The sequence below is a fragment of the Arthrobacter sp. M2012083 genome (genome assembly GCF_000281065.1).
Classification (GTDB): Bacteria; Actinomycetota; Actinomycetes; order Actinomycetales; family Micrococcaceae; genus Arthrobacter.
Map to the genome: position 1 here is coordinate 31,909 of NZ_AKKK01000016.1, position 25,513 is coordinate 57,421.

Consider the following 25,513-nt stretch of genomic DNA (forward strand, 5'->3'; position numbering starts at 1 on the left):
TACCCGGCTCTTCTCATGGAGAGCCGACCTGCGGCAAGGAGTGTCGCAAAACCTTGCCGACGCCGCCATAATACTCCTGAAATGCCTCTGATAGCAGGGGCATGAGCCCGGTTCAGCGGCCGCTAGCATGGATTTATGAGCCAAGCTCCAAACGGACGTGTGCACACGATCTTCCATGACACCCGCGATCTCACGCCGTTCCGTGAGGGTTACGTCCGCACGCCGGTCCGTGGCCTGGCAGACGGCGTCAATGACGTGCTTTCCGGGGTCCTCAGCGGCCGCGACCATGCGAGGTTGTCCGTGGTGGGGAATGTCCCGCGGTTGAAGATGCTGTCCTCAAAGACTGCCAAGGCCATGCATGAGGCCGTTTTCACGTCCACGGAGCCGGACCGACTTCTTGCTTTCGGCCGTACTTTTCCGGGCTGGGCCGGCTTATGCCACGTGATGGCGGGGCTTCTCGCGTACAAGCACGGCGGATTCCTGAGGGCATCGGAGCTGCTGCAGCGCGGTTTAACAACAAGGATCGACGACGACGCCAGCCAGTTCTCGGCTACGTACCTTGGGCAGGTGGTCACCAAAGTCGAGGTAGCAGAACGCATCGAAGTGCCAGTCCTGTTCAGCGAGGAATCCGTATTTCTTGCATTGTCCCACTGCCTCCGGGAAATGGGGATGACCGAGGCGGCCTTGGAAGCGGTGGTGACTTTGCCGCCGTCGTTGCCTTCAGCGTTGGCGCGCTGCACGGCGGCGTACTCTTTGGAGCGCCACCGCGACGTGGTGCTTTGGACCGAAGGTTTGCTGAACACGGATGACTTGTCCGCCGCACTGTTGCTGATCCGGGCGCGGTCGCAACGGGCGCGCGGCGATTTCGAGTCGGCGCAGGCTGCCCTGAAGGAAGTCCTCCGGCGTCGGAAAACCAACCTGGCCTTGAAGAATGATGCATTGACCGACAGGGCGTTGCTTGCGCTTGACCAAGGCCGCCGAACGCTCACTCCGCGATCCAGGCGGCCAGCCCCGCCTGCCGAGCTTGAGACCTCGGAAGTCATCCGCAAGGACGCTGAGATGCGGCGCCTGTGGGAGAACGACTTCAGGCAGCTGGGCGGCGAATAAAAATCCCTTGTGCCGTACTGAAGAGAGGCGTATTCTCTTAATCAACCAAACAGTTGATCAATGAGTAAGTTGATTAGCGTTGGTTGATGGACGGGATGGAGCGGAGATGGAAGAAGATGCCCCGGGGGCGGAATCCCTGGACAGGGCCTTCATGGCTTTGGCGGATCCGGTGAGGCGGGCCATGGTAGCCCGGCTGTCCCGGGGGGACGCCACTGTCAATGAGCTGGCCGAACCATTCGCCATCACCAAGCAGGCGGTATCCAAGCACATCCACGTCTTGGAGCATGCCGGTTTGGTTACCCGTTCCCGAGACGCGCAGCGCAGGCCGGTCCATTTGGATGCGGCAGCCCTGGAACGACTGACGGCTTGGATTGACCAGTACCGGCTGATCGCCGAGTCCCGCTTCCGCCAGCTGGACCAGCTGCTTGGCGCCAGCGTCTCCCACCATGACCAAGAGAACACACCTGCAAAGAAGAAAGAGGAACTGAAATGAGCAATCCAACAACAATCACCGCTGATAGTGGCGTCCCGTTCGTTGATACAGTCCGCGAATTCGATGCCCCGGTCAGTGCAGTTTTCAAAGCCCACGTTGACCCGGACCTCTTGGCCAAATGGCTGGGCCCGCGCAGCACGGTGACGAAAATTTCTGAGTACAACGCCGTCACCGGCGGCAGCTGGCGGTATGAAAACGGTGACGACAGCGGGATGTATGGATTCCGGGGCGTCTTTCACACGGTCGAGGCCGACGCGTTGATCATCCAGACAATCGAGTTCGAAGGGGCGCCCAACCAAGTGGTCATCAGCACCACAACGTTTGAGGAAATCGACGGCAGGACCAGGATGTCGGCGCACGAGGTCTACCCCTCGGTTGAAGCACGCGATATGGCCTTGGCTACCGGGATGGACTACGGCGTCATCGAAGGATACGAGCGGCTTGACGAACTCCTCGCCGCCTAGCCGCCCTGTCCCTTAGCTGCTTGCGGCCTGTCGCTTAGCTGCTTGCGGCCTGGAACTGCGGCAGAAGCGGCAGGAGTTGCTCTGACAGCAGCACCGTCCCGAGTCCGATCATGATGATTCCGCTGACCAGGGTTACAACCCGGGCGGCACCGGGCCGGGAGGCCAGCAGCTTCCTGGAGGTCAGTGCGACGGCGGTGTAAACCGCCCCGGCGAGGAACACGAAGGTCAAGCCCAGCAAGCCCGACTGGACAGGAACAGGCAGCGCTGCCTCTGGGCTGACGAACTGCGGTACCAGCGCCACGAAGAAGAGCAGGCCCTTTGGGTTGATCCCGCTGGTGCCCATGCCTTGAAGGAAGGTGCGGAGCTGGTTTCCGGAATGCACGACGCCGCCTTCCGCACTGAAGCTGGCGCCTCGCCACGAGCGGAGGGTAGCGACGCCGAGCCACAGCAGGTAGCCAGCTCCCGCGATGGTCAACCACCCCAGCAGTCCTGGAACTCCGGCCAAGAGGGCCGCCAGTCCTGCCATCATCAGCAAAGTGTGGATGACGTAGCCGCTGCACAAGCCAGCGACGGCAGGGACGAAGCTGCGCTGACGGAGGCCCGCCGAAATCGAGTACGCCCAGTCGACGCCGGGCGTGCACGCCAAGCTGACGGCGACGAGCATGAAGGCGAGGAACAGCTGCGGGTTCACGTTTTCTCTCCAGGGCTAGGTGGTAGGAAAACTCTAGGGAAAATTGGCCCATAAGTGTTTCCATATTTAGCCCGCAAGAAGCTCTTCTCGGTAAGATAATTGCGTGATCGATGGAATTGATAGAACTATTTTGCGCCACCTCAAAGAGGATGGCCGGATGACTGCCACAGCCCTTGCGTCCAAGGTGGGTTTGACTGTGGCTCCATGTCATCGGAGGCTCCGCGATCTGGAGTCCTCAGGGGTGATCCGCGGCTACCGTGCAGACATCGATCCTGCTTCGGTGGGCCTGGGCTTTGAAGCGATTGTTTTTGTCACGCTCAAACAGGTGGAGCGCACCATCATGGCGGAGTTTGAAGAGCGTGTGACTGCCAGCCCCAACATTGTGGAGGCCCAGCGGCTCTTCGGATCCCCTGATTACCTTCTCAAGGTTATTGCCGCGGACCTGCCCGCGTATCAGCGCTTCTATGACGACGAGCTCGCGGCACTTCCCGCGGTGGAACGCCTCACGTCAACGCTGGTCATGAAGAACCTGAAAACCAACATAGGCCCGCCGGTCTGAGAAGACCTACTCTGCCAGCAGTCCAGTGGTCCGGTATGGAATCACTTCCCGGAGGAACATGCTGGTGGACGTTCGCACGATCCCCGGGCACAGTCGGATTTCCTCGGAAACCCGGTAGAGGTCGTCCGGGCTCTTGGCTACCACCCTGATGATGAGGTCTGTATCGCCGGCGGGAGCATGGCATTCGAGAACTTCGGGGATCTCTCGCAGGGCGGCAATAGCCTCGTTCAGGTGGCTTTGATCGAGCTCGGCACTGACAGCGGCAGCCACGCCACGTCCCAATGCCGAGGGTAGGACGCGACTGCTGTTGGGGCGGAGGGCTCCGGACGCCGTCATCCGCTCCAGGCGCGACTGGACTGTCCCCCGGGCCAGGTGCAGTTTCTGGGCCAACACCATGATGGGCACGCGGGGGTCGTCGTCCAGGGCGGCGAGGACCCGACGGTCCGTGGCATCGAGTTCCTGCAAAGTGACCACTTCCTTTCGAGCTTTTCACGTGTGACTGATCAGATCGATCAATCATAATGTTGTCCGTTGCACCAACTGTAGACCTTCTGCTGAAATGGTGACAACGAAGCAGGTCGCGGCTACCGCCAAACCCCGCAGGCACCAGGAGTCCGGAACATCACCCGGGGCCCTGCACAGGTTTCCCGCAAGGAAGCAGCCGCTGATTGACTCTTGTTCACAGCATTGTCATTCTGCACCCGCCCTTTTACGGGGGCGCCACAGCAAGAGCCCCTGAGCTACCGGATCGTTGCGGTAGCGGAGGGGCTCTTGTGTTGCCCGGCGCCAGTCTCTGTCTCCCGTGCCCGGCGAATAGGCTTGGATCATGACTGCTGCTGGCCGCTTCGCCCCGAGCCCTTCCGGCGAACTCCACGTCGGCAACCTGAGGACCGCGATTCTCGCTTGGCTGTTCGCGAAGTCCAGTGGCCGCGATTTCCTGCTGAGAGTCGAGGATCTGGACCGCGCCCGATCCGGCGCCGAGGCGGAGCAGCTCCGTGATCTGCGGGCGGTCGGCGTCAGTTGGGACGCCGACGTCGTACGCCAGACTGAACGCGCGGCGCTGTACGACGAAGCGATTGTGCGGCTGACGGCCGAAGGCCGGACCTACGAGTGCTTCTGCACGCGAAGGGAAATCCAAGAGGCCCCCTCCGCGCCGCATGCCCCGCAGGGCGCTTATCCGGGAACGTGCCTACGGCTTTCCCCTGCCGAACGTGAGATCCGGCGCGCTACGCGTCCCGCGTCCATCCGCTTAAGGGCGGAGGTTTCGGAGTGGGCTGTTGAGGACCAGTTGCACGGGAGATACGTGGGCGTGGTGGACGACTTTGTGCTTCGCCGCAACGACGGCGTGACGGCCTACAATCTCGCAGTGGTAGTTGACGACGCGCACCAGGGAATCGACCAAGTGGTTCGCGGCGACGACCTCCTTCCGTCCACACCGCGGCAGGCCCGCCTGGCATCGCTGCTGGGGCTGCCGATCCCCGAATACGCCCACGTTCCGCTGGTGGTTAATCACGACGGCGTGAGGCTGGCGAAGCGCGACGGGGCCGTTACGCTGGGCGACCTCGCCGCCGTCGGAATTCCTGCAGAACGTGTGCGTGACCTGCTGCTGGAGTCCCTTGGATTGCCTGCGGGAACCTTGCAGGATGCCCTGCCGCACTTCACCCCGCAAAACGTCCCAAAGACGCCGTGGGTGTGGAAAATTCCCCGGATTTGAACTGCCCGCCGCCGGCCTCGCCGGTCAGCTGCGGCATAGTGGGGTGGGGGACGCCTGGCTGTGCTGCGCAGCCGGTACCCCGGCTGCCATTCCCGCCCATAGTGTGTCGGTGGTAGCGGTGACTACGTCTTCCACCGAATTCCCGTCCAACTGCCCACCAGCGGCGAGGAGTGCCGTGCCGTGAAGGCTCACAAAGCACACCATGGCCAAGGTTTCAGGGTCCCCGGCAGCCAGGACGCCGGCTTGCTGTGCCTCGGCAATCATTGCCCGGGCGACGTGTATCCCTTGCACGCCGGTGCTTCGCAGCTCTTCGCTGGAATCGGGGTGGTGCTTGGTGGAGTACATCACGGTCAGCAGGGCAGGGTGCTCAACAGCAAAGTCGACATAGGCTTTGCCAACACTGACGAAACGCCCCCGGAGGTCTTCGCCGGACTGGGCGGCGTCGCGGATGCGGCGGTTCATCGACTCAAAGCCAGCCAGCGCCACGGCGTCGATCAGGGCTTGCTTGTCGCGGAAGTGCTTGGCCGGCGCGCCGTGGCTGACATTCACATCGCGGGCAAGTTGCCGCAGGGATAGCCCGTCCACGCCAGCTTCTTCGATGGTTTCCGTGGCGCGTTCCAAGAGGGCTTCCCGGAGTTTGCCATGGTGGTAGGGCTGTTCGGTCATGGGTCCATATTAGGGCAATGTAGTCATTGACAACAATGTAGACGCTGCCTACCATGTAGACAGCGACTACATTAGTCTCCGGCTCAACCGATTGGATTCCGCCATGACCATGACATACCCAGGGACCACTGCACTCATCACGGGCGCCAGCTCCGGCCTCGGCGCTGAATTCGCCGGACAGTTTGCTGCACGAGGCTCCAACCTGGTCCTTGTAGCCAGGCGTGCAGACCGACTGGAGGAGTTGGCTCAGGACCTGCGCTCACGCCACCGCGTCACTGTGACCGTCCTCCCCATGGACCTGGGCCGCGCCGGAGTGGGACGCGAACTCCTCGACGAACTGGCCGGCCGCGGAATCACGGTGGACACTTTGATCAACAACGCGGGTTTTGGAACCCACGGCCCTTTGGTTGAGGAAGACCCGGACACCATTGCTGCGGAGATTTCCTTGAACGTTGCCGCCCTCGTGGACATTACCCGGGCCTTCCTGCCGGAACTGCTCGCCTCCGGGAAGGGGGCGCTGGTGAACGTCGCCAGCACTGCCGCGTTCCAACCCATTCCCGGCATGGCCGTCTACGGCGCCACCAAGGCCTTCGTCCTGAGCTTCACCGAAGCCGTTGCCCACGAAACCAAAAACTCCGGACTCAACGTCCTGGCCCTTTGCCCAGGTGCGACGCGCACTGAGTTCTTTGACGTCCTCGGCGGTGAGTCAGCAGCAGTAGGCAAGATGCAGACCTCTGAACAGGTTGTGGGAACTGCCCTCAAGGCCCTCGATCGCAAGGACACCCCCGGTAGCGTCGTCTCGGGTTGGGTCAATCGGGTGGCAGCCGGCTTCGCCCAACGCTTGCCTCGGGCCGTCACCGTCGCTATCGCTGCACGTGCTGTACAGGACTGGTAAGCGAGCAGTACTGGTAGGACGGCCAGGACTGTGCGATTGGCAGGGCGGTGCTGCGGGTCCGGGAACAGCAGATAGCCTGAGGGTAAGGACCGATCCCCGCCGGTCCTTTTCAAGCCGGAGGCCAGCATGACCGAACCACGCTTCACCGTAGAAACCGCCCAGGTCCTGGCCGAGGTGGCCCACAACAGGCAGAAAGACAAGCTCAAGCGTCCCTACCGTGAGCACGTCCTGGCCGTGGGGGATGCGCTCGCCGACTTTGACCAGGACATCCAAATCGCTGGCTACCTTCACGACATCGCCGAAGACACGCCCATCACCCGTCAGGCCCTGCTTGAAATGGGAGTGTCCGAACGGGCGGTAGGCATCATCGAACGCGTCACCCGCCGCTTCCACGACGACCCCGATGATGACGACGCCGGCATCCGTTTCATTGCGGAGGACCACGACGCAACGTTGGTGAAGATCGCGGACAACGCCCACAACTCGCTGCCCGAGCGGGTCCGGGCGCTCGCCGAGAAATGGCCGGACAAGCCGCCGGTAACCCGATACGCCGATGCGCGCCCAGTGCTGTATACGGCCGTTCCCCGTGAAGAAGTCCGGATGATCCTGGAGCGGATCAACCCGTACTTGATTGCGGAACTGGACGAGATCGTTCCCGAGTAGCCCACACCCGCTGCGTTGCGGGGCCCACTCTGCGCGCCATGGGATGAACTTGGGGCGCAAAGCGGGCCCCGCAACGCAGGGGGAATGCCCTAGCCCGCGGCGGTTTCCAACCGCCGCAGCGCTGCTGCCCGGCCCTTGTGTCCCCGTCGTTCGTCGTAGGCGATAGACAGGCCCAGGACCAGCATCATAGCCAGCATGCAGATCGGCACCGAGGCTCCCGCTCCAGCCATGGCAATGCTTGCAGCCAAGCCGAGGACCACCAGCGCCGAGCTCCAGAAGTGTTCGCGGTCCAGGCCGAGCATGATGCCGTACAGCGTGCTGAGCGAGACCTTGAAGACAATGATGGGATGGCGATGGAGGCCACCGCCGCGGCCGCAGGAATGTGGGTTTCGTGGTCAATGTAGTAAGCGGCAACGTGCAGTCCCGCACCTGTGGCGGCAATGGCAGCGAAGATCGGCATGTGCCCATAGCCGAACACCCATGAACGGTGCCGCTGGACGTGAAGTGCCGGACCCGAGGGCAGGATGAAGTAGATCCACCACATGGAGAAGGCCAGTCCGGTGCCACTCAATCCAACCAAAGCGGCATCCATGGACCATTGGTGGGTGGCCACAATGGCACGCAGGGTTTCAATGGCACCAATCAAACACTCACCCAAGGCGATGATGGCCAGAAGGCCGTACCTTTCCGCGATGTGGTGCGCGTGCCACGGGGTACGGATCTTGCGTTCTGCGAAGTACGGTGCCGCCATCTCCATGATGAACAGCGGAGTTGCCATGAGGAAGGTGGTGAGGACGCTCGCATCGACCAAGAGAACCACCACCCATCCGACTTGGACGATCGCCACGTACTTGGCGTAACGCAAACAGGTTTCCCGGCGTTCGGGATCCTGCCGGGCTGCGCGTAGCCATTGGAAGATCAGGGCCACCCGCATCACGATGTAGCCGAGCACCATGGTGACGTTGTCCACGTGCTTTCCCTCGATAATCGAGTGGAATACCGGCTCAATGCCCATGGCCAGGACCAGGACGCCCACCATCTGCACCATGGTGACTACGCGGAACACCCAGTCGTCGGTGTCGTAGGCGCTGGCGAACCACGTGAAATTGATCCAGGCCCAGATCACCGCGAACATGGCGAACGAGAAGGCGAGCAGGCCTGGCCAGAAATGCGCCTCTGCCACTGCATGGGCGAACTGGTTGCCGGCGACACCGAAGGCGATAACGAAGGTCAGGTCGAAAAAGAGCTCCAGCGGGGTTGCTGTGCGGTGCTTTTCATGGGGATCGCGGCCGCCCATGCGGGACAGCGCATGGCGAAGGGGATTCGAGGACATGGCACAAAGATTACCGTTGCCCTTGCCTTCACGCCGAGATCGCCGGAATGCGTCGAGATCCTCTGGAATATTCCAGCGATCCCGCAGCATTCCGGCGAAATCGAGGAAAAATGCCGCCCTACACGCGCCCCAACACGTCGATGTCTTCCAGGAAGTCCTGGTGCACTTCGGCGCTGACGGTGGTCCGGGTGTCACCGATCGCGTCGAGGTAGTCCTGGGTGACCGGCCCTTTACGTCCATTGGAAGCGGAACCGGAACCGCCGTCGTCGTACACTGCTTTTTCCAGGGCCCGCTGGGAGGCGCTGCGGGCAGCAAACTCGATGTCCGCGGGTGAGAAGCCCTCAGTTCGTTCCACCAGCTGGGCGATATCGACCGAGTCCACCACGGTAGCGGGGATGAATCGCTGCCACATGGCCTCGCGGGCGTGGACGTCCGGGAGGCCTATGGGAATGACATAGTCGAACCGGCCGTGGCGCAGGAATGCAGTGTCCAGGGCGCGGATGAAGTTGGTGGCGCACACCAGGAGGCGGCCGGGCTGCTCGCGGAATGCCGGGATGATCTTGAGGAGTTCGTTGGTGACGCCCTGCAGCGGCGACGGTGGATCGCCGGCGCGCTGCGACGCGATTTCCTCCACTTCGTCGATGAAGACCACAGCGTGTTCCAGCTCGGCGATTTCCAGGAACGTCTCGCGTAATGCGCCGGCCAGGCCCTTGGGGTCAGCGGCCAAGCGGGACGGGAAGACTTCCACGAACGGCCACTCGAGCCGCGACGCGATGGCCTTGGCGAAGGTCGTCTTGCCGGTGCCGGGAGGGCCGAAAAGGACTACTGCCCGGGGCGGGACCACGCCGTATTCGTCGGCGAGGTCGGCCTCGGCCAGGGGCAGAACCAGGCGGCGTTCCAGAAGTTCCTTCTCGCGGCGCATGCCGGCCACGTTCTCCCACAGGTCCCGGGCAAGAATGCGTCCGCCCAGCAGGCTCAACGGTTCCAGTTCCTGCCGCTGTACCGGGATGGTCCGCTCGAAGTAGCGCAGGTTTTTCTTCACCACGAACCCGCGTCCCAGGAAGGCTTCGACGCGCGTTTCGGTCTCCGGCATGAGGGCGGAGAGTTTGTTGAGGCCGTGCGGGGCCATGCGGTTCTCGACGGCGGACAGCAGCGAGGTGCCGATGCCGCGGCCGCGGAACTCCGTCAGCGTGGCCAGGAAAACGATCCAGCCTTGGTCATGGGCGGCGCGTCCGACGGCGGCGCCCACCACCTGGTCGCCTTGGACGGCCACCACGGCGTGGTCCTTCTCGCAGGAGGCCAGTACTTCGGACAACGCGTAGACCGGCTCCACGCCATCGGCTTTGAGTGACTCCCAGAGGTGCAGGATGCCGTCCAGATCGGACGAATGGAAGTCCCTGATGCGCCAGTTGCTCATGGCTGTATCTCCTGAGTCTGCTAAGTGAGTCGCCGTTGATCTCTTGGTGTTGAGCATAGGCGAACCACCGCTACAGGAGGTTGCGGGTCCGTTGCGTTACGAAACCCTACGGCCCTTCGCCCTCCTGAAGAAGCCCCTACTGAACGGGACGGAGCCGTAGACCCTGCATCCCGCCGTCGACCGCCAGCGAGGTCCCGGTAGCCGACCCCGAGAGCGGACTCGCCAGGTAAGCGACGGCGCCGGCTACCTCAGCGGGGTCGACCATCCGGCCGTGCGGCTGGCGGGCGTTGAGGGCGGCGCGCTCGGCTGCAGGGTCGGCAGCTGAATCGAGCAACCGTCCCACCCAGGGGGTGTCCACGGTGCCGGGATTTACGCAGTTCACACGGATCCCCTCACGGATATGGTCTGCGGCCATGGCGAGCGTCAACGACAAAACCGCACCCTTCGACGCCGAGTACAGGGCACGCTGCGGAAGCCCGGCAGTCGCTGCAATGGAACAGGTGTTCACGATCGCGGCGGCCGGAGACTCGCGCAGATGTGGCAGGGCCGCCCGGCTGACACGGGCGATTCCCACCACGTTGACGTTGAGGACACGCAGCCACTCGTCGTCGTCGTTCGCCGCGATGTCGCCCTGGGCGCCGATGCCGGCGTTGTTGATGACGATGTCCAGGCGGCCGAATTTTGTGGCCACAGCGTCGACGGCGGTTCGCACCGAGGCGTCATCGGCCACATTGCACTGCACCCCGAAGTGCGGGCTGGCTTCCGGGGCGAGGTCCAGGACCGCCACCTGAGCACCGCCGGCTGCGAGGCGGTGGGCGATCGCGGCCCCAATGCCTGAGGCACCGCCTGTCACGAGCGCTGTCAGGCCTTCGAATTCGTTTCCCACAGAGGGTGCCATGGCGGCCTCAGGCGTTGATGCGGACGGGATCAGATGCACCGTGCCGGGCTGGGGAGCCGGTCTGCGCGCGGAAGTACTCCTGCCGCTGGCGGCCCAGTCCCTCAATCTCCAACTCCACCACGTCACCTGGCTGGATGAAGGGGAATCTGCCGGACAGTGCCACGCCCTCGGGAGTGCCCGTGATGATCACGTCGCCCGGCTCCAGGACCATGTACTGGCTGAGGTGGTGGATGATCGTGGCGGGGTCGAAGATCATGTCCGAGGTAGTGGAGTCTTGGCGGCCTTCGCCGTTTACCAAGGTCTGCAGGCGAAGGTTGCCGGCGTCAATATCCGAGGACGGGACCAGCCATGGGCCCAGGGGAGTGGAGCCGGGCAGGGACTTGCCCTTGGTCCATTGACCCGCAGTGCCGGGGATCTGGTAGTCGCGCTCGGAAAGATCGTTGGCCAGGGCATACCCGGCGATGCAGCCCTCGGCCTCGGAAACGGAGGAAAGGTATGACGCTTCCTTACCGATCACGATTGCCAGTTCCACTTCCCAGTCGTACTTTTCCGACGACGGCGGGATGGGAGCGGCATCGAAGGGGCCAGCTATGGTGTTGGTCGGCTTGAGGAACACCACGGGAACCTCGGGCGGCGTAGCACCGGATTCGGCGGCGTGCGCGGTGTAGTTGAGTCCGATGGCAACCACTGCGCCGGGACGGGCGACGGGGGCGCCGATGCGCAGGCCTTCAGGCGAGATCTCGGGGAGTTCCCCTTTGTCCAGGGCTCCCCGGGTGCGTTCAATGCCGTCCGAGGCGAGGAAACCGCCGTCGATGTCGTTGGTCAGGGCCCTAAGGCTGAAGTACTTCTCAGCGCCGTCGGCGTCCTGGGCGATGACGGCCGGTTGTTCGTTTCCGGCCGTACCCAGCCTGGCGAATTTCAAGGTCATGGCTTCCTCCGTGCGTTCGGGACTAACATCCGAGCTCTAGTGTGGTGTTGTCACTCATAATACGGAAATGTGACCCATTGACAAGCTAGACATCGGATGTTTAGGCTCATCAAGAATCGCGACGCACTTCAGGAGCCGCATGAGCATCATCACCGCAATGGATACGTTCGACATCCGCTTTCCCACATCCTTGGAGCTGGATGGTTCCGACGCCATGAACCCGGACCCGGACTATTCCGCTGCGTACCTGGTCATCCGCACGGATGCGGGGGACGGGCATGAGGGCCACGGCTTTGTGTTTACCATCGGGCGGGGGAACGAGGTGGAGACGGCGGCGATCGAGGCCCTCCGGGAGCACATCCTTGGCTGCACGGTTGAGGACCTGCTCGCAGACATGGGGACCACCTGGAAACTGCTGACCCATGACTCGCAGCTCCGGTGGTTGGGGCCTGAGAAGGGCGTCATGCACATGGCTATCGGTGCCGTGGTCAATGCGCTATGGGATTTGAAGGCCAAACGCGCAGGGCTGCCCCTTTGGGAGTTGCTCGCCGGCATGACGCCCGATGAGCTCGTAGCACTCGTGGACTTCCGCTACCTCACGGACGCGCTCACCCAGGACGAAGCTTTGGACATCCTTCGCACTGCCGAACCCGGAAGGAAAGCGCGCAAAGAGGCACTTCGCGCTGAGGGCTACCCCGCGTACACCACGACGCCGGGCTGGTTGGGTTACAGCGACGAGAAACTGACGCGTCTGGCCAAGGAAGCCGTGGCTGACGGATTTGCCCAGATCAAGTTGAAAGTTGGCGCCTCCCTGGAGGACGACATCCGGCGCGTGCGGGCTGCCCGCGCTGCCGTTGGTCCCGACGTCAAGATCGCGGTAGATGCCAATCAGCGCTGGGATGTGCAGGAAGCCATCGACTGGATGGCGCACCTTGCCCCCTACGACATCGCCTGGATTGAGGAACCCACCAGTCCGGACGACATCCTCGGCCATGCCGCCATCGCCCGCGGAGTGGCGCCCGTTCCCGTGGCCACCGGCGAACACGTCCAGAACCGGGTGGTGTTCAAACAAATGCTCCAGGCCGGCTCGCTGCAGGTCCTGCAGATTGACGCGGCCCGGGTAGCGGGAGTCAATGAGAACATCGCCATCCTCCTACTCGCTGCCAAGTTCGGCGTGAGGGTGTGTCCGCACGCTGGTGGCGTCGGTCTGTGTGAAGCCGTGCAGCACCTGTCCATGTTCGACTTCATTGCGGTGTCCGGGACGAAAGAGGACAGGACCATCGAGTTCGTGGACCACCTCCATGAACATTTCATCACACCTGTGGATGTCCACGACGGCGCGTATTGGCCGCCGTCGGATCCTGGCGCGGGAAACGAGATGCTCCGTGAAACACTGGCCGCATACAGCTTCCCGGACGGCCCCGCATGGAAGGAATCCCGTTGATCCAGCACGCACCTTGGTTTGAAGAGGCACGTTTTGGGATGTTTGTTCACTGGGGCATTTACGCCCTGCCTGCCCGGCACGAGTGGGTGATGAACCAGGAAGAAATCACTGTGGAGGAGTACTCCAAGTACTTCCGGCGCTTCGACCCGGACCTCTACGATCCCCGTGAATGGGCACGCGCCGCAAGGGACGCAGGGATGAAGTACGTGGTCCTCACCACCAAGCACCATGACGGCTTCTGCCTGTGGGACTCGGCGCTAACGGATTACAAAGCCACCAACACGCCCGCCGGCCGCGACCTGATAGCGCCTTACGTGGAAGCACTCCGGGCCGAGGGGCTGAAGGTCGGCTTCTATCACTCGCTCATCGACTGGCACCACCCCGACTTCACCGTGGACGGCGTACACCCCCAACGGAACGCGGCCGACGTCGAAAGTTTGAACGCCGGACGCGACATGGCTCGCTACCGCGGCTACCTGCACGGCCAAGTGCGCGAACTCCTGAGCAACTACGGCACCATCGACTACCTGTTCTTCGACTTCTCCTACACAGGAGGGCACGAAAAAGACTTCCGGGGCGGCAAGGGCCGGAAGGACTGGGATTCTGAGGCGTTGCTCGCCATGGTGCGGGAGCTGCAGCCCGGCATCGTGGTCAATGACCGGTTGGAGATCCCAGGCGACTTTGTCACACCTGAGCAGTACCAGCCCGCCGGGCCCATGATGGTCGACGGCGAACCGGTCACCTGGGAAGCCTGCCAGACCCTCAACGGTAGCTGGGGTTATGACAGGGACAACCTGAACTACAAATCCGTGGACCTGCTCATCCGCATGCTGGTGGATGGTGTGTCCAAGGGCGGCAACCTGCTGCTCAACGTCGGCCCCACAGGCAGGGGAAACCTTGATCCGCGGGCGCTGGCGTCATTGGCTGGCATCGGCGAGTGGATGAAGCTGCACTCACGGTCCATCTACGGTGCAGGCGCTTCGTCTTTTACCGCTCCGACGGATGCCCGCTATACGCAGCGTGGGGACAGGCTTTATGTTCACTTGTTCGCTTGGCCGTTTGAGTATGTCCACCTTCCGAACCTCGCCGGGAAGGTCGAGTACGCGCAGTTGCTGAACGACGCGTCCGAGGTGTTCCTCAAAGAAGTAGACCCCGGGCAGCAGGCCATGAATATGACCCAGGGAGGCCAGCCGCCCGGCACCTTGACCATCAAGCTGCCCGTCCAGCGGCCGAACGTTGCTGTCCCGGTGCTGGAACTGTTCCTGACACCCGAGGCCGCGACGGCGTCGGCAGCGGAGCCCGAGGCCGCTCGTGCCTGAGAGCATCGCCCTGCATACCAAGCTGAAGCCAGGAACCGAAGAAAAGTACGCCGACGCACACGCGAACATTTCCCCTGACCTGGTGGCAGCGCTCAAGCATGCCGGCGTCCGGAACTGGCGAATCTGGCGCAGCGGTCTCGATCTTTTCCATGTAGTCGACGTCGACGACTACCAAGCAATGCGCCACGCGCTCGCCGACCATCCGGCCAATGTGCCGTGGCAAGCTCGAATGGCTGAACTTTTGGAGGTCCAGGACGATTACTCAGGGGAGGATAGGGGTATCCAAAAGGTATGGGAGCTGCCATGAACTCACTTGATGACGGCAAAACAGGCAAACTCGGCTTCGGCGGAGCGGGCATCGGAAATCTCTACCGGGCGATCCCGGACGGGGAGGCGCTGGCCACCGTGCTGGCTGCGTGGGACGCCGGCATCCGCTACTTCGACACCGCGCCCCATTACGGCCTTGGCCTCTCGGAGCAGAGATTGGGCGCGGTCCTCCGTGATAAACCCCGGAATGAATTCGTCATCTCCACCAAGGTGGGCAGGCTACTCGAACCCGACCCCGGGGGCGGCCAGGACCCGGAAGGCTTCGACGTCCCCGCCACCACAAAGCGTGTGTGGGACTTCTCCGAAACGGGTATCCGGCGCAGCATCGAGAGCTCCTTGGAGCGGCTCGGCTTGGACCATGTGGACATCGCATACTTGCACGACCCCGACGTCCACGATCTTGGGGCCGGAATCTCCCAAGGCCTTCCGGCTCTCGAGAAGCTGCGCTCCGAGGGAGTGGTCCGGGCAATCGGTGTGGGCATCAACTCCGCCGAGGCAGCCTTGGAGTGTGTCGAAGCGGCCGATCTCGATCTCGTAATGCTCGCCGGCCGCTACACCCTGCTTGAGCGGCCCAGCGTCCCCCTGCTTGAACGCTGTGTGGAGCGAAGCACCGGCGTCGTAAGCGTGGGCGCCTACAACTCGGGCCTCCTGGCCCGACCCGACGTTCCGGAAGACGCGCATTACAACTACGATCAAGCACCCCCGGATGTGCTGGAGCGTGCGCGTGCGCTCGCGGCCCTCTGCCGCGACTTCGGCGTGGAACTTCCGACGGCGGCGCTCCAGTTCCCGTTGCGGCATCCGGCCGTGGTGAATGTGACAGCCGGGGCGACTTCCCCTGAACAGGTGGTCACGAACGCTGCCAGAATGGAGGCGCCCGTGCCGGACGAACTGTGGAATGCGTTGGAGGAGCGCATGGCGTGATTGATTCGCATCTGCACCTGTGGACCTTGGACACCTTCGTTACCGGCGGTGTGCGCCACTATCCGTGGCTCGGACCGCAGCACGGTGCGCTCTTCCGCAGTTTTGGTGAGGACGAGGCGCGCGAAACGTTGGACGCTGCCGGGGTGAGGGGAGCCGTCCTGATCCAAGCCGACGACACCGTAGCCGACACCGAGAGCATGTTGGCCGTTGCAGCGCGGAGTCCCTGGGTGCTCGGAGTAGTGGGCTGGATCAGGTTGGACTCGCCTGCTGAGGCTGCAGAGCAGTTGCACAGTTTTACATCCCAGTCCGTTTTCAAAGGCGTTCGGCACCTAGTGCATGACGATCCCCGCGATGATTTTCTGGATCTTCCGGCTGTGAGGGATTCCTTGGCATTGGTGGCTGGCGAAGGGCTCACCTTGGACATCCCCGATGCTTTCCCCCGGCATCTCGGGTCCGCGGTTCGACTGGCCCGCGAGATGCCGGAACTGACGGTGGTGTTGGACCACTTGGGTAAGCCGCCGCTGGCTGATCCTGAGCTCATGGATTCGTGGAGCGCTGATTTCCGGGCGCTCGGGCGGGAGCCGAACTCGGTGGCGAAGCTCTCCGGACTGCATTTGCCGGGCGTTGAGTACACCCCGGATACGTTGCGACCTCTGTTTGAATCGGCGTTGGAGGCTTTTGGGCCGGAGCGTTTGATGATCGGCTGCGACTGGCCAGTGAGTACATTGGGCGCACCCTATGGCCGGACTCTGGATGTACTGCTGGAACTCGTGTCTGCCTTGAGTCCTCCGGAGCAGGACCTGGTGCTTGAGGAGACAGCTATTCGGACCTACGGCCTGGCGGTCACCCCTATCGCCGAAGGTTAGAGCGCCTGCCGTAGCCAGTTCTCCACGCCACTGATGTGCACGGTGACAAGGGCCCGCACCAGTTCGGCATCGCCCCTTTCAAGTGCATCCGCAATGGCGCGGTGTTCAGCCAAGGTGTGCGCCACGGCTTTTTCCTGTGTCAGGCCGCGCCAGATCCGGGCCCGCACGGTGCTGCTTGACAGGGCTTCCAGGAGGCTCCCCAGGTAATCATTTCCGGCGGCCTCGGTGATGATGCTGTGGAACTCAAGGTCGTGGGCCACGAGCTCCTCGACGTCAGTGTTCTCGTCGATGCCGTCCATGGTGCTTCTCAAAGCAAGGAGCTCGTCGGGCGTGATTTTGCCCGCCGCCAAGTGTGCGGTGGCTGGCTCCAGGATTCGTCGGACCTCAAAGAGTTCCAGGATGGAGCGGTCCTGGTGCAGGTCCACCACAAAGGCCACGGCTTCGTTGAGCAGCTTCGCATCGAGGCTGGTGACGTACGTGCCGTCACCGCGGCGGACATCCAGCACGCGGATCAGTTCGAGGGCTTTCACGGCCTCACGCAATGAGCTCCTGGAAAGACCGAGCCGTTCGCTCAGTTCCTTTTCCGGCGGAAGTCGATCGCCGGCTTTGAGTTCGCCGCGGATCAGCATGTCTTTGATCTTGCTGATCGCCTCGTCTGTGACAGCCATGGACCAATAGTAGCCACGAATGATCGGATGTCTGTCTACGCCGCGTCCTCACTCCACTGCGAGCTACTTGGGGGCGTTAACCGACGACGGCGACACCTGGGTTCCGATTGTTACGGAACCCGGGTGCCGCCGTCGTGATTTAGCGGTTGCTACTTATCGCCGCTGTCACTGGCGCCGACTTGTCGCCTACTTGTCGCCGCCAGGCAACGGGCGGTTGGCAATCACGGGCGCGCTGCCGGTGTAGCCGTCGCGGGTTGCAGCAAGCTCATGGATTTGCTTGCGGCACAGGAACCAGCCCCAAACCATGAGTCCGCAGGCAATCGCGGTGACCAGCATGGTCAACGGGGACTCGATGAACACCATGATCAGCACGGCCGCCAGGAAGATCAAGGACAACCAGCCCGTGTAGGGGGCGCCAAACATCCGGAAGGACGGGCGCTTCAGCCATCCCTTGTCGGCCCAGCGTTTGAGTTGCATCTGGCACAGGACGATGGTGGCCCAGGTGACGATGATGCCTACCGAAGCGACGTTCAGGACGATCTCGAAAGCGTCCGACGGAACAAGGTAGTTCAGCGGAACTCCCAGGAGGGAAACGCCGGCGGTGATGGCGATGCCACCGTAAGGGACGCCTGCCTTGTTCATGCGCTGGGCGAACTTCGGGGCAGAGCCGGCCACCGACATGGAGCGGAGGATGCGGCCTGTGGAGTAGAGCCCGGCGTTCAGCGAAGACAGTGCTGCGGTGAGCACCACGAGGTTCATGATGACGTCCACGCCCTCCACGCCGATGGAACCGAAGAACGTCACGAACGGGCTGACGCCCTTCTCGTAAGAGGTGTACGGCAGCAGGAGAGCCAGCAGAATCACGGAGCCGACATAGAAGAGGGCGATGCGGATGACCACGGAGTTGATGGCCTTCGGCATGATCTTCTCCGGGTTGGCAGTTTCGCCGGCTGCAGTACCGATGAGTTCAATCGATGCGTAAGCGAAGAGCACACCCTGCATGAGGATGATCATTGGAAGCACACCGTTGGGGAAGACCCCGCCATTGTCGGCGATGAGGCTGAAGCCCACTTCCTGGCCCTCCACCGGGGTGCCGAAGATGACGAAGTAGGTGCCCACCAGGAGGAAGGCCACCAGTGCTGCCACCTTGATCAGCGCGAACCAGAACTCCATCTCACCGAAGACCTTCACGGAGACCAGGTTGAGGCCGAGCACTACAACCAGTGCGATGAGCGCCCACGCCCACTGCGGAACCGCACCTATCCAGGCGACGTATTTGCCGAAGAACTCCATGTAGAGCGCCGCTGCGGTGATGTCCACGATGGTGGTGGTGGCCCAGTTGATCCAGTAGAACCAGCCCGATACGAAGGCTGCCTTTTCGCCGTAGAACTCACGGGCGTAGGAAACGAAGGAGCCCGACGATGGGCGGTGCAGAACCAGTTCACCGAGTGCGCGGAGGATCAGGAAGGCGAAGAAGCCACAGATTGCGTAGGCGATAACGAGGGATGGGCCAGCTGCGTTGAGTCGGCCGCCGGCGCCCAGGAACAGTCCGGTGCCGATTGCGCCGCCGATCGCGATCATCTGGATCTGGCGGGGCTTGAGGTCCTTGTGGTAGCCGGAGTCCTCCTTATGGAGGGCTTTCTCGCTGGCGTGCGCTTGGGCCGGGACCGTGTGGTCCGTGATGGGATTGGTCATTGGAATCCTTAGGGGTGTCCTGTTGGGGGTGTCCTGGGCGTGCCCAGTCGGGGATCCGGGCACGCAGAACTATGCCTCGTGGAGGTATGCCTCATTGGGCGGGACGGCTGGGTCGGGCGTTTACGGGCCAGTTGCGGCCTATTTGCTGAGATTTGCCAGACGTTCGGGGCTTAGCAGTTCTTCAAGCTGGGTGGCGGTCAGGAGACCGTGCTCCAACACGAGTTCCGCCACGCCCTTGCCCGTTGCCAGCGCTTCCTGGGCGATAGCGGTGGCGGAGGCGTAACCGATATGTGGGTTCAATGCCGTGACGAGACCGATCGACTGCTCCACGGTAAGCCGTAGCCGTTCGGTGTTTGCAGTGATGCCCCGGACGCAGCGCGCCGTAAGGGTGCGGCACGCTGCTTCCAGGTGGGAGATGCTCTTGTGCAGGCTGTGCACAATGATCGGTTCGAAGGCGTTCAGCTGAAGCTGGCCGGCCTCCGCGGCCATGGTGACGGTGACATCGTTGCCGATGACTTCGTAAGCCACCTGGCTGACCACTTCCGGGATCACCGGATTGATCTTGCCGGGCATGATCGACGAACCGGACTGCACGGCCGGAAGGTTGATCTCGCCCAAACCCGCACGCGGTCCGGAGGACAGCAGGCGGAGGTCGTTACAAATCTTGGAGAGTTTCACTGCCACGCGCTTCAGCACGCCGGACAGGTGAACAAACGCGCCCACATCCTGCGTTGCCTCAATGAGATCAGCAGCAGTGAGGAGGGGAAGGCTTGTGATTTCGGCCAGGTGGCGGCAGGCAGCTTCAGCGTATCCGGCAGGGGCGTTCAAGCCGGTGCCGATAGCCGTGGCACCAAGGTTGATCTCGTGGATCAGCATGTGGGACTCGTCCAGGCGGGCCCGGTCCTCGCCGATGGTTACGGCGTAGCCGCCGAACTCCTGTCCGAGGGTCATGGGAACAGCGTCCTGCAGCTGCGTGCGTCCCATCTTCACCACGGTCCGGAACTCCCGGCCCTTCTCAGCGAAGGCGAGCTCGAGTTCTTCGAGGGCTTTCAGGAGTTCCTTCACGGAGAAGATCGTGGCGAGGTTCACCGCGGTCGGGTAGACGTCGTTGGTGGACTGGCTCAGGTTCACGTGGTCATTCGGGTGCAGCTTGGAGTAGTCGCCCTTGGGGTGGCCCAGGATCTCCAGCGCACGGTTGGCGATGACCTCGTTGGCGTTCATGTTGGAACTGGTTCCAGCGCCGCCCTGGATCACATCAACCATGAACTGCTCGTGGAGCATGCCGTCCATGATGTCCTGGCAAGCCTGCTCGATGGCGCCCGCCTTTTCGGCGTCCAGCAGGCCAAGCTCGTGGTTGGTGCGGGCGGCAGCCTGCTTTACAGCGGCCAGGCCCCTGACGAGGTGCTTGTTGGTGGAGAGCGGCTGCCCTGTGATGGGGAAGTTCTCTATTGCGCGGAGGGTGTGGACGCCCCAGTAGGCATCCGCGGGTACGTTGCGGTCACCCAAAAGGTCGTGTTCGGAACGGAGGGGGATCGCCTGATCGACGGTGGTCATAGCTGTCCTTGGTTTAGTTGCTGAAAATTTGGGCTGCACGGAGCTCGCCGACCGGAAGGCCGCCGCCCAGCACAGGTGGGCTCTGAAGCGTGTCCAAGCTGCCGCCGTCGACGCCCAACTGGCGGAGAACCTCAACGGTGACGGGCATGCGGGCGCGATCGCCGCCGTCGGAAATCTTCACGGCAATGCCAGTACCGTTCGGGAGGCCGACAAGCTGGAGTCCCTCAAAGCCGTCCTTCGCGAGGAGTCCCGGGACTGCCCGCATGAGGGCGGTGACGTCGCGGCCTTCGCCGGCCACCATCTGCGGGTAGCGGCGCATAGCGTGGGCAACCCTGCCTTCGTCCGTGTTTTCGTCGGCAGCGGCGAGGCGGCCGTAAGCACGGGCCATGCCATGCAGGGAGTGGGCGAATAGCGGGGTGCCGCAACCGTCAGTACTGACCGCCGCAGCTTCCTCACCGGTCAGTTCCGTGATGGTGTCGCGGACCAGGACCTGTAGCGGGTGCTCGGGGTGTAAGTACCCCTCCACAGGCCATCCGTTGATGACGCAGACGGCGGTCATGGAAGCGTGCTTACCGGAGCAATTCTGTGCAATTCGGGTGGGGCCGTTGCCTTGCCGGAGCCACTCTTCACGCTCAGCGACGCCGTAAGGAAGGTCCGTGCTGTTACCCAGGGCCGCTTCGGTGAGGCCATGCAGCTTTAGGATCTCGGTGGCGCCGTCGCGGTGCATCTGCGCGCCGGAGTGGCTGGCGGCCGTCAGCGCCAGGAGGTCTTGGGGGATCTCCAAACCAGCCTTGAGCAGCGCGACAGCCTGCAGCGGCTTCAGGCTGGAGCGCGGGTACATGGGGGCATCCGGTTCGCCGGCTTGGATCGCGGTGCTGCCATCTGCGCTGAGCGCGATCAGCGAGCCGTAATGGATGCTCTCCACCAGGCCGTCGCGGGTTACCTCTACGAGCGGGACGTGGTTGGGCGCTTTGATGTGCTGCGCTTGTTGGGGCGCGGCGTTTGCGGGCGCGGCCTTTGCGGGCGCGGCCTTTTGGGCCGGTGCTGCGGGGACGGGCATGGTGGCAGTGTCCTTTGGGTGTGTCATTTGCTCAGGATTGTGTCCAGCGCCGCGCTGACGGCCTGCAAGTGAGCGGCCATCGCTTTGCTTGCCGCTTCGGAGTCGCCGGCTTCGATTGCGTTGAGCACGGCGACGTGTTCCTCGTCAGAGCGGTGTTGCCGGTCTGCCACGAGGTTCAAGGTTTCGGACTGATGGGCCAGGGCTTCACGTATATCGGAAACCACGCTGGCAAACACCCGGTTTCCGCTGGCGCGGGCCACGGCTGAGTGGAAGCTCGCGTCCAGGTTCACCCAGGCTTCGGGATCGTTCTCCGTGAGCATTTCCTGGACGATTTCCTTGAGGTGTTCCAACTCTTCATCGGTGCGGCGCTGGGCGGCGAGCCCGGCTGCCGGGATCTCGATGTGCGGGCGGGCTTCGTTAAGATCACGCGCACTGTACTGACCCAAGGTAAGGTCATTAGCAACCTTGTTGGCCACAATGAATGTGCCCTTGCCGGTCTTGGTTACGGTAAGTCCCAAGGTGTTGCAGGACCTGAGCGCTTCCCTGATGACGGAGCGGCTGACGCCGTACTGGCCTGCCAGGGTTGCCTCTGAGCTCAGCTTGGTGCCGATATCGAACTGGCCGCCCTCGATGGCGCGCCGAAGGGCCGCAAAGACCGCTTCAGCTGCGGAAATGCGGGAGATAGGCGTATGCCCACCTTGGGGTCCTTGCTGTCCGGCTGTCCGGCTGTCTGACAGGTTCACGTTTTGAATATGGCACGGGTCACAAGGGGCTGTCAACGCTGAAAGGACTGCTTCAGGGTTTGGCGTCTTTGGGCCTGACAGTGGTGGCCCGCACAATGGACCATGCTCTTCACCAAAAAGTCGCTCACCGACGAGGGTTTCACCGGATTCCGGCCGCTCGACGAACTCGATCCCATGCGGATTCCCCAAGGACCCGGCATCTTCGCAGTCCTCCGTCCCGGGGGTTTCGAGCCAGTTTTCTTAGCGAAGAGCACTGCCGGGACGTTCAAGAAGAAGGACCCCAACCTCAAGCGTGAATCCTTGGAGTCCGAATGGATCCCGGATGCTTCCGTGCTGTACATCGGCAAGGCCAGCGCCGGAAGCCAAGGCAACCGCGGGCTACGCAAGCAGATTCAAGAGTTCATGGATTATGGCCGTGGACGGCCAACCGTCGTTTGGGACGCCCGGCTCCTCTGGCAACTCCGGGACGCCCTGGACCTGATCATTGCGTGGAAGGAACTCCCCGCCTCCGAAGTAAACGCCGCCGAGGCCGCCTACCACGCAGATTTCGTTTCCGTTTTCGGGAGGCTTCCGTTTGCAAACCTGGTTCAGGCCCGCTCCAAGAAGTGACAACCCGGCGCAACGCAAAGGCAGTACGACGGCGGTAGCCGGGTTCCGCCGTCGGCCTCCCATGCGGGCCGCCACCGGAGCATAATGGCAACCATGACGGGCAGCAATCCTACTGCAAACACACCGCCTGGACCCCGCATCACTGTGGAGGTGCCCGTCCTTCGCGTCGGGGCTGCGCCTTCGGACTACGAGGGACTGAACCGCTTCGTCGATTCCCTGCGCAAGCAGCAGGGATTGCATATGACCCTGCTGCATGTTGGCATTTTGGACGAACTGGGCAGGGACATCGTGGCCTGGACCAAAGGGTTGTCGCCGCCGGAGAGGGTACTTCCCGAGATCGCCAGTTGGTTGACGGAGTTGCCGGTAATGCAGGGCTTCTTGGGGAAGTCGGACAAACTGGTCCCTTTGGGCGGTGGGCGCCTTATGGGGCTGGAAGTGGACGTGCCTCAGGAGGTCCACGACTACCAGGCACTTTTGCTTCGAGGGCTTCACGTGCTTCTTGACGACCTCGGCCTCGACAACATCGACGACTTCATCTTGAGCTCAGCCGCACTTGGCTACAGATCTCCCCGGTGGTTGCCCCACATAGCCGTTGGCAAAGCCCGCACCAGGCATGAGCCGGCCGTGGAGATTGCGCCTGTGGCCCTGGAATTCGGCGACTCACGGATCCGTAACCGCGAGGCACTCCCATTGCCGTAACCCACGGCTGCACTGGCTGACGCAAGGGAAGTTCTACAGCCGGTAAAATAGGGTGTGTCTCCCGTTTTCGACCTGAGGACTTCCATGCAGCCCCGCACCTTGTTCCGTACCGTTGCTTTTGCCGAGGCCGTGACATGGACGCTGCTGCTGATCGGACTGTTCCTGAAGTACGTCACGCGCACCACCGATGTGGGTGTAAGCATCGCCGGAGGCATCCACGGGTTCGTGTTCCTTTGCTACGCTGCGACGGCCGCATTCACGTGGATCAACCAGAAGTGGGCAACCCGTACCGGCCTCCTCGCCATCGCTTCAGCAGTGATCCCCTATGCCACCATCCCCATGGAGAAGTCCCTCGACCGCCGAGGCCTTCTTGCAGGTGGCTGGCGTTTGGCTGCCGGGGGAGAATCGCCTCAGGGTGGATTCGAGAAAGCCCAGGCTTGGGTCCTGCGGAACCCGATTCTTGCTGTTGTGGTGACTCTGGTGGCCGTGGGTGCAGTGTTTAGCTTCCTGCTGTTCATGGGCCCTCCCGGCACCTGGTTCTCCTAGGGTTTCGCCGAGAGGGCGGGTCCTCATTCCGTGTGCGGCCACCACCCACTTTGAATCCGCGAAGGATCTAACACGCCGTCTGCGGGGTGTGTCGCTGGGATGCCGCCGTCAAAGTGGGTGGTGGAGGCACGGGCACGCACGAAATTTGACGCTGGCAGTCGGTTGGTTCCCCGACGCTGAGGGTCGGAATTCCCATAGACACCCCTGGCTGGCCTATGAGGGCTTCGTTGCCTTGTTGGAGGACATATAGCGTGATTCCCCGGAGGTTCAAGCTGTTCGGGCTCAAACGGATCATGTTGCCCGGGCCCGGGGTTTCATTGGGTTGGTGTGCCGGGGCAGCCCCAGGAGTTGGGGTTTTCCTGGCAGGTGTCGGCGACGAGTGCTTTTTCTGTTTTCCAGACGTGGATGGTTTTGGCGGGTGTGGTGATGTCCAGGGTTCCGTTGATGGGTAGTGGGGGTCCGTTGTTGACGGAGTAGGTGCCGGTGAAGCTTGTGGTGAGGGTGGCTTGGTAGTTGCCGGTGTCTGTGTAGGTGTGGCTGGTGTGTGTCTCGTTGTTGAGCCATTCGGCTTCGGGGATGGGGTAGCCGGCGGCGGGTGTGGGTCCGAGGGTGGTGCCGTCGCCGAAGGTGTAGGTGTAGTTGGCGGGTGTGGCTATCAGGTGGACTGCTTGTCCGAGGATGGTGACGTCGAAGTCTTGTTCGCCGGTGGTGGCGTAGAAGTTGGTGGGTCCGCCTTTGAGGGTGTGGGGGAAGGGCTGGGCTTCGAGGTTTCCCGGGTTGACGGGGAGTTGGCGGAAGTCGTTCAGGATCCTGGCCGCGATGTTGGCCAGGACGTTTTCGGGCTCGGGGTCGTAGAGGCAGGTGGGGCCGCTGACGGCTGGGTAGTCGGTCCATGTCGGATTGGTGATGGACTTTGGTGCCTGTCGCCAGATCACTGGTGTGCCTTCTTCGCCGCCCGGTGTCTTGGCCGGGCATTCCATGGTCAGGCAACCCCTGTCGGGAGTGTCCGTTCCGCCCGCTCGGCAGTGCACGTCGGCCATGTACTGGTTCGGGTCCTCCGCGGCGGTTTCTGATGCCGCCGCCCCACCAAGACTGGGAGTCGATATCCCTGTGGTTGGATCGAAATTCCAGCGAGCCCCGACATCTACGGTTCCCGCTGCTTTGTTAGCCGTTGCCCAATCGTCCTCGTTCTGTGCAGCCTGAGCTGGCATTGAAGTGGTTAGCAAGGTTGCGG

The 25,513-nt window shown here is 62.7% G+C and carries 27 protein-coding genes and 1 pseudogene; 15 read left to right on the forward strand and 13 right to left on the reverse strand.

What is annotated here, in order from left to right; genetic code table 11:
• Positions 1-135 precede the first annotated feature (135 nt).
• The 3 genes from A477_RS0109375 (at position 136) to A477_RS0109385 (ending at position 2,064) form a co-directional block, all read left to right on the forward strand.
• On the forward strand, positions 136-1,107 hold the full coding sequence (locus A477_RS0109375) for a hypothetical protein (RefSeq protein WP_017198750.1): 972 nt from the start codon (positions 136-138) through the stop codon (positions 1,105-1,107).
• Positions 1,108-1,213: 106 nt separating this feature from the next.
• Positions 1,214-1,600 carry an ArsR/SmtB family transcription factor gene (locus A477_RS0109380; protein WP_017198751.1) on the forward strand — a complete coding sequence of 129 codons (387 nt, stop codon included), beginning with the start codon at positions 1,214-1,216 and terminating at the stop codon, positions 1,598-1,600.
• On the forward strand, positions 1,597-2,064 hold the full coding sequence (locus tag A477_RS0109385) for an SRPBCC family protein (RefSeq protein WP_017198752.1): 468 nt from the start codon (positions 1,597-1,599) through the stop codon (positions 2,062-2,064). The genes A477_RS0109380 and A477_RS0109385 overlap by 4 nt, the downstream gene beginning before the upstream one ends.
• Before the next feature lie 34 nt (positions 2,065-2,098).
• Here A477_RS0109385 and A477_RS0109390 read toward each other — a convergent pair whose 3' ends face one another.
• Entirely contained in the window at positions 2,099-2,755 is a 657-nt protein-coding gene (locus A477_RS0109390; RefSeq protein ID WP_017198753.1) for a LysE family translocator, read from the reverse strand.
• A 103-nt stretch (positions 2,756-2,858) separates the two neighbouring features.
• Here A477_RS0109390 and A477_RS0109395 point away from each other — a divergent pair, with 103 nt between their 5' ends.
• Positions 2,859-3,314, forward strand: a complete 456-nt coding sequence (locus A477_RS0109395; protein ID WP_017198754.1) for an Lrp/AsnC family transcriptional regulator — start codon at positions 2,859-2,861, stop codon at positions 3,312-3,314.
• 6 nt (positions 3,315-3,320) lie between these two features.
• On the opposite strand, the gene A477_RS0109400 is transcribed toward A477_RS0109395, so the two are convergent.
• A complete protein-coding gene (locus A477_RS0109400) occupies positions 3,321-3,779 on the reverse strand; it encodes an Lrp/AsnC family transcriptional regulator (protein ID WP_026005487.1) in 459 nt (152 codons plus the stop codon).
• A gap of 361 nt (positions 3,780-4,140) precedes the next feature.
• On the opposite strand from A477_RS0109400, the gene gluQRS reads away from it, so the two are divergent.
• A complete protein-coding gene (gluQRS, locus tag A477_RS0109405) occupies positions 4,141-5,028 on the forward strand; it encodes a tRNA glutamyl-Q(34) synthetase GluQRS (protein WP_026005488.1) in 888 nt (295 codons plus the stop codon).
• A 24-nt stretch (positions 5,029-5,052) separates the two neighbouring features.
• Here the strand turns inward: gluQRS and A477_RS0109410 are convergent, their stop codons facing one another.
• Positions 5,053-5,694 carry a TetR/AcrR family transcriptional regulator gene (locus A477_RS0109410; RefSeq protein ID WP_017198756.1) on the reverse strand — a complete coding sequence of 214 codons (642 nt, stop codon included), beginning with the start codon at positions 5,692-5,694 and terminating at the stop codon, positions 5,053-5,055.
• 103 nt (positions 5,695-5,797) lie between these two features.
• Here A477_RS0109410 and A477_RS0109415 point away from each other — a divergent pair, with 103 nt between their 5' ends.
• A complete protein-coding gene (locus A477_RS0109415) occupies positions 5,798-6,589 on the forward strand; it encodes an SDR family NAD(P)-dependent oxidoreductase (RefSeq protein ID WP_017198757.1) in 792 nt (263 codons plus the stop codon).
• Positions 6,590-6,715: 126 nt separating this feature from the next.
• Positions 6,716-7,252: an HD domain-containing protein gene (locus A477_RS0109420; RefSeq protein ID WP_026005489.1), complete on the forward strand. Its 537-nt coding sequence runs from the start codon at positions 6,716-6,718 to the stop codon at positions 7,250-7,252.
• 89 nt (positions 7,253-7,341) lie between these two features.
• On the opposite strand, the pseudogene A477_RS22220 reads toward A477_RS0109420, so the two are convergent.
• The 4 genes and pseudogenes from A477_RS22220 to A477_RS0109440 all read right to left on the reverse strand — a co-directional run bounded on the left by A477_RS22220 (position 7,342) and on the right by A477_RS0109440 (position 11,828).
• Positions 7,342-8,585: pseudogene (locus A477_RS22220) on the reverse strand (low temperature requirement protein A).
• Between the two features lie 118 nt (positions 8,586-8,703).
• Positions 8,704-10,002 (reverse strand): ATP-binding protein, encoded by a 1,299-nt coding sequence (locus A477_RS0109430; protein WP_026005490.1) that lies wholly within the window; start codon positions 10,000-10,002, stop codon positions 8,704-8,706.
• A 136-nt stretch (positions 10,003-10,138) separates the two neighbouring features.
• Positions 10,139-10,900, reverse strand: coding sequence for an SDR family NAD(P)-dependent oxidoreductase (locus tag A477_RS0109435; protein ID WP_017198759.1), 762 nt, complete (start codon positions 10,898-10,900; stop codon positions 10,139-10,141).
• Between the two features lie 7 nt (positions 10,901-10,907).
• The gene (locus A477_RS0109440; RefSeq protein WP_017198760.1) at positions 10,908-11,828 is read right to left on the reverse strand and encodes a fumarylacetoacetate hydrolase family protein; all 921 of its coding nucleotides are present in this window, start codon (positions 11,826-11,828) and stop codon (positions 10,908-10,910) included.
• 139 nt (positions 11,829-11,967) lie between these two features.
• Here A477_RS0109440 and A477_RS0109445 point away from each other — a divergent pair, with 139 nt between their 5' ends.
• The 5 genes from A477_RS0109445 to A477_RS0109465 are packed head-to-tail and all read left to right on the forward strand — an operon-like array spanning position 11,968 to position 16,705.
• Positions 11,968-13,272, forward strand: a complete 1,305-nt coding sequence (locus A477_RS0109445) for an L-fuconate dehydratase (RefSeq protein ID WP_017198761.1) — start codon at positions 11,968-11,970, stop codon at positions 13,270-13,272.
• Entirely contained in the window at positions 13,269-14,591 is a 1,323-nt protein-coding gene (locus tag A477_RS0109450; RefSeq protein WP_017198762.1) for an alpha-L-fucosidase, read from the forward strand. The genes A477_RS0109445 and A477_RS0109450 overlap by 4 nt, the downstream gene beginning before the upstream one ends.
• A complete protein-coding gene (locus A477_RS0109455) occupies positions 14,584-14,898 on the forward strand; it encodes an L-rhamnose mutarotase (protein WP_017198763.1) in 315 nt (104 codons plus the stop codon). Before A477_RS0109450 ends, A477_RS0109455 begins: the two co-directional genes overlap by 8 nt.
• Positions 14,883-15,839, forward strand: a complete 957-nt coding sequence (locus A477_RS0109460; protein WP_017198764.1) for an aldo/keto reductase — start codon at positions 14,883-14,885, stop codon at positions 15,837-15,839. The genes A477_RS0109455 and A477_RS0109460 overlap by 16 nt, the downstream gene beginning before the upstream one ends.
• Positions 15,836-16,705 carry an amidohydrolase family protein gene (locus A477_RS0109465; RefSeq protein WP_017198765.1) on the forward strand — a complete coding sequence of 290 codons (870 nt, stop codon included), beginning with the start codon at positions 15,836-15,838 and terminating at the stop codon, positions 16,703-16,705. The genes A477_RS0109460 and A477_RS0109465 overlap by 4 nt, the downstream gene beginning before the upstream one ends.
• Here A477_RS0109465 and A477_RS0109470 read toward each other — a convergent pair.
• The 5 genes from A477_RS0109470 to A477_RS0109490 form a co-directional block, all read right to left on the reverse strand.
• Positions 16,702-17,373, reverse strand: a complete 672-nt coding sequence (locus A477_RS0109470; protein ID WP_017198766.1) for a FadR/GntR family transcriptional regulator — start codon at positions 17,371-17,373, stop codon at positions 16,702-16,704. The two genes, A477_RS0109465 and A477_RS0109470, sit on opposite strands and share 4 nt — an antisense overlap.
• A gap of 186 nt (positions 17,374-17,559) precedes the next feature.
• Positions 17,560-19,068, reverse strand: a complete 1,509-nt coding sequence (locus A477_RS0109475) for an amino acid permease (protein WP_017198767.1) — start codon at positions 19,066-19,068, stop codon at positions 17,560-17,562.
• A gap of 138 nt (positions 19,069-19,206) precedes the next feature.
• Positions 19,207-20,622: an aspartate ammonia-lyase gene (locus tag A477_RS0109480; protein WP_017198768.1), complete on the reverse strand. Its 1,416-nt coding sequence runs from the start codon at positions 20,620-20,622 to the stop codon at positions 19,207-19,209.
• Between the two features lie 13 nt (positions 20,623-20,635).
• The gene (locus A477_RS0109485; RefSeq protein ID WP_017198769.1) at positions 20,636-21,709 is read right to left on the reverse strand and encodes an asparaginase; all 1,074 of its coding nucleotides are present in this window, start codon (positions 21,707-21,709) and stop codon (positions 20,636-20,638) included.
• Positions 21,706-22,425, reverse strand: a complete 720-nt coding sequence (locus tag A477_RS0109490) for a FadR/GntR family transcriptional regulator (protein ID WP_017198770.1) — start codon at positions 22,423-22,425, stop codon at positions 21,706-21,708. Before A477_RS0109490 ends, A477_RS0109485 begins: the two co-directional genes overlap by 4 nt.
• A 102-nt stretch (positions 22,426-22,527) precedes the next feature.
• On the opposite strand from A477_RS0109490, the gene A477_RS0109495 reads away from it, so the two are divergent.
• The 3 genes from A477_RS0109495 (at position 22,528) to A477_RS0109505 (ending at position 24,279) form a co-directional block, all read left to right on the forward strand.
• A complete protein-coding gene (locus tag A477_RS0109495; RefSeq protein WP_026005491.1) occupies positions 22,528-23,034 on the forward strand; it encodes a hypothetical protein in 507 nt (168 codons plus the stop codon).
• 93 nt (positions 23,035-23,127) lie between these two features.
• Positions 23,128-23,733, forward strand: a complete 606-nt coding sequence (locus A477_RS0109500) for a hypothetical protein (protein WP_237715768.1) — start codon at positions 23,128-23,130, stop codon at positions 23,731-23,733.
• A gap of 84 nt (positions 23,734-23,817) precedes the next feature.
• A complete protein-coding gene (locus tag A477_RS0109505) occupies positions 23,818-24,279 on the forward strand; it encodes a DUF3817 domain-containing protein (protein ID WP_237715769.1) in 462 nt (153 codons plus the stop codon).
• A gap of 314 nt (positions 24,280-24,593) precedes the next feature.
• Here the strand turns inward: A477_RS0109505 and A477_RS0109510 are convergent, their stop codons facing one another.
• Positions 24,594-25,490 carry a PKD domain-containing protein gene (locus A477_RS0109510; protein WP_157367069.1) on the reverse strand — a complete coding sequence of 299 codons (897 nt, stop codon included), beginning with the start codon at positions 25,488-25,490 and terminating at the stop codon, positions 24,594-24,596.
• Between the last annotated feature and the right edge of the window lie 23 nt (positions 25,491-25,513).